Source organism: Priestia sp. P5_B4, assembly GCF_056400385.1.
Genome location: NZ_JBFULJ010000386.1, coordinates 1 through 3513 on the forward strand (window position 1 = coordinate 1; position 3513 = coordinate 3513).

General features: G+C 40.1%; 5 protein-coding genes. 4 read left to right on the plus strand and 1 reads right to left on the minus strand.

From position 1 onward, the window contains the following. Both AC1DRF_RS19820 and AC1DRF_RS19825 read left to right on the plus strand, forming a co-directional pair. The coding region (locus tag AC1DRF_RS19820) for an NAD(P)-dependent oxidoreductase (RefSeq protein WP_477741482.1) at positions 1–400 on the plus strand (400 nt) is incomplete at its 5' end. A 67-nt stretch (positions 401–467) separates the two neighbouring features. Continuing rightward, positions 468–962: a GNAT family N-acetyltransferase gene (locus AC1DRF_RS19825; protein WP_477741483.1), complete on the plus strand. Its 495-nt coding sequence runs from the start codon at positions 468–470 to the stop codon at positions 960–962. A gap of 21 nt (positions 963–983) precedes the next feature. Here the strand turns inward: AC1DRF_RS19825 and AC1DRF_RS19830 are convergent, their stop codons facing one another. Then, a complete protein-coding gene (locus tag AC1DRF_RS19830) occupies positions 984–1733 on the minus strand; it encodes a sulfite exporter TauE/SafE family protein (protein WP_477741484.1) in 750 nt (249 codons plus the stop codon). Between the two features lie 155 nt (positions 1734–1888). Between AC1DRF_RS19830 and AC1DRF_RS19835 the strand changes: the two genes are divergently transcribed. Further along, positions 1889–2788: a LysR family transcriptional regulator gene (locus tag AC1DRF_RS19835; RefSeq protein ID WP_477741485.1), complete on the plus strand. Its 900-nt coding sequence runs from the start codon at positions 1889–1891 to the stop codon at positions 2786–2788. After that, entirely contained in the window at positions 2785–3423 is a 639-nt protein-coding gene (locus AC1DRF_RS19840) for a hypothetical protein (RefSeq protein ID WP_477741486.1), read from the plus strand. The genes AC1DRF_RS19835 and AC1DRF_RS19840 overlap by 4 nt, the downstream gene beginning before the upstream one ends. Positions 3424–3513: the final 90 nt, after the last annotated feature.

The window sequence follows — 3513 nt, forward strand, 5'->3', positions numbered from 1 at the left end:
GCAATCGTTAATCCATGTATTTAAACAAGCTCCGGACGTTCGTCTTCTTGTTGTAGGAGGAGCAGGCAGTTTGTTTGTCGATGAAGAGAAAACGACGCGTCTAGCAGATACGCCTGATTTTCCAAAAGAGTATAAAGCGACAGCTGACAACCAAGCTCAAAATTTAAAAGACTTAGAAAGTACAAGCGATATTAATTGGACGTTTATTAGCCCAGCAGCATTTTTTAATCCTTCAGGAAAACGAACGGATGCTTATAAAACAGGGAAAGATCATGTTATTTTAAACTCAGAAGGAAACAGCCATGTCAGCTATGCTGATTACGCCATTGCAGTCATTGATGAAATTGAGCGAGGAGAGCATATAAACGAACGCTTTACCGTTGTATCCGACGCTAGATAAAGGAAAAGCCGCTTTATGCGGCTTTTTTTGTGCATGTTATACTATGGAAAAAGGGGTAAGGTATAGAATGGATAATACAGTAAATGTAGCACTAGCGTTTTATAGTGAAGCCTACGAGTCATCTATACATAGCTATACGCTGCCTAAAGAGCAGCTCATTTATACGGCACTTCCCGCTGAAGCCTTAGCTACGTGTAAGGGGAAAAGAGACAGAACGCCCGTTTTGATTTTGACAGAAAACAAAGTAGCCGGCTTTTTCGTGCTTGACGCAGGGAAAGCTGTTAAAGAATATACCGAGAGCTCCGGCGCGCTTTTAATACGGTCGTATTCCATTCATCCTGATTATCAAGGAAAGGGAGTTGGCAAAAAGTCATTGAAACTTCTTCCTTCTTTTATCAACCATCACTTTCCGACTAAAAATGAAGTGGTGCTAGGCGTGAACTATAAAAACACGGCCGCGCAGCAGCTCTACAAAAGAAGCGGCTTTATCGACACAGGCCGGCATATTTTTGGAAGCCAAGGAAAGCAGTTTGTTTATGAGATGGACATAAAAAAAGCTTGAACAAGAGTTCAAGCTTTTTTCTTATATAACAAGTAGGAAGCTAGAGAAAATAGGCAGCGCTACAAGGGACGTTTTTAATACGGGAGCAGGTACACGATTTGTAAACTTTGCTCCAATATATGAACCGACCATTGTGCCGACTACTACTTGGATCAACAGAGGAATATCTAAAAAACCCTGCTGATAATAGCCCATTCCTCCGCCGATGGCAATCGGAATAATAACGAGCATTGTCGTTCCGGCCGACTGACGAATAGACAAGCCTAATACCATCATAAGGCCAAGCTGGATAAATGGAGTTGATCCAATTCCAAACATTCCTGACAGAGCGCCTGTGATTAAGCCAATTAGTAAAGAATAGACGATAAATTTAGTTCCTGTTGGCACAGTACGTTCTTTTTGCTGACGGGAAAATAAAAACATACGCAGCCAAAGTAAAACGCCAGATAATAAAAGCATGCCGGCTGTTAGCCATTTTAGCTCGCCTTCTGGGATAAAGGATGAAAGGTTAGACCCAATCCAAGCGCCTAATGCACCGAGGATACCAACAGAGATACCGGATTTTAAAGATACGTTACCTTCGCGGTAATGACTGACTGCGCCAGATAAAGAAGAGAAAATCATTGCGGTAAGAGCCGTTGCGAGTGCAACGTGTACAGATACGCCGTACAGTAGCGTTAAAATTGAAATAATAAAACCTGATCCGCCTGCTCCGACAAATCCTAAGATCAGTCCGACGGCTAACATTGTTAAAACAATTGAAACATCCATAAACTAATTCCTTCTTTCAACACTTATTCTATGCAGACACATAACATTCTTAGCAAGTGCTACGTTCTTCATTTAAACATGAATTTTTTATGACGTCCAATGTATAATTTATATGAAATTGATAGTATTATGTAATAAGTAAAGGATGTGAAAAAATGGAATGGCAGCAGCTCGAATATTTTAATGTTGTAGCTCAAACGGAACATTTCACAAAGGCCGCAGAAAAATTATCAATCGCGCAGCCTACGCTCAGCCGCTCAATTTCTAAATTAGAATCAGAGCTTGGCGTGCCGCTATTTGAACGAAAAGGAAGGCAAGTTATTTTAAATCGATACGGACGGCTTTTTTATGAACGAACAGCTAAAGTATTAAACGAAATGGAAGAAGCTAAACGTGAGCTTTCAGATTTGATTCATCCTCACCGCGGCAGTATTTCGTTTGCTTTTTTAAAATCATTAGGCGCTTCATCCGTCCCAAAACTAGTTCATGCTTTTTTACAAGAGTATCCGAACGTTCAATTTCAAATTTTTGAGAACGCCACGAACATCATGCTCGATCAGCTTCAAACAGGGGAAATTGATTTTTGTATGTCTTCCGTAACGGAATCCAGGGCAGGAATTCAGTGGGAATATTTATGGAAAGACGAGCTGTACGCGTATGTCCCTGATACGCATTCTTTTGCCTCAAAACAAGTGCTTTCGATTTCAGAGTTGGCTCATGAATCGTTTATCGCATTAAAAAAAGGATACGGAAGCCGAACAATTTTTGATCAGCTGTTTGAAGAAGCGGAGATTGTCCCAAATATTACGTTTGAAGGAGAAGAATTTTTGACGGTGATTGGTTTTGTAGCGGCTCATTTAGGGGTTGCCTTGCTTCCTGAAATAAAGGGAGTGGACTTGCGAGGCATTAAAAAAATAAAGCTCAAAGAAGACACAGCTTCAAGGGTAATTGGGATTGCGTGGAACAAGGATAAATATTTAACTCCTGTTGCGAAAARGTTCCAGGAATTTTTAATTCAGTATTTCAAAGACCATCATACAGGAGGAAAACGATGAAGAAAATTGCTTGCCTGCACGCTCATCATTCGAACATCTATTATATAGAAAAAGCGCTGCCGTTTGCGAACTGTATGCATTTCGTAGACCCTGGACTTGTACATCGGGTAACAACCGACCCTAAGTTTGCAGCGGAGGCAGCAGCTGCAGAAGTAGAAAAGCAGTTAAAGTGGATGAAAGAATGTTCAGCGGATGCCATTTTACTTACGTGCACGAACTACATTGCTCTTTTACCAGAAGCATTTACAAGCGATATTCCAATTATTAAAATCGATGAGCCTTATTTTCGCCGAATATGTGAAATAGAAGAACCGCAGCTTATCGTGTTTACAAATCCGGAAACCGTAGAAGGAACAATGAAGCGTCTAGACGAATTTGCATTTTATCAAAATGTAAAGATAAAGGTTCGCCCTGTTGTGATAGAAGGTGCTTTTGGACTAGTAATGACTGGAAACCTAGAGAAGTATAAACAGAAGGTAAAACATGTCTTACATGAGCTAATAAAAGAGCATAACACTGTTGTTTCAGTGGCGCAGCTCTCGATGGTAGAAGCGGCGGAGGAGGTAAGCGACCGTATTATTACGCCTCTTCAACCGTTAGCGGAAGAAGTAAGAAAAACAATTATTAGGTCATAAGGAATGAAAGAAAGAAAAAACGAATGGTAAAATATTCACTTTATTTTGACAAAAATTTCATTTCTTTATATGATAAGTAGTGTTATAGAA

What these genes read in the sequence shown, in the direction of transcription:
- AC1DRF_RS19840 (WP_477741486.1), top strand. Translation starts at nt 2,785, where the DNA reads ATGAAGAAAATTGCTTGCCTGCACGCTCATCATTCGAACATCTATTAT.
- AC1DRF_RS19825 (WP_477741483.1), top strand. Translation starts at nt 468, where the DNA reads ATGGATAATACAGTAAATGTAGCACTAGCGTTTTATAGTGAAGCCTAC.
- AC1DRF_RS19830 (WP_477741484.1), bottom strand. Translation starts at nt 1,733, where the DNA reads ATGGATGTTTCAATTGTTTTAACAATGTTAGCCGTCGGACTGATCTTA.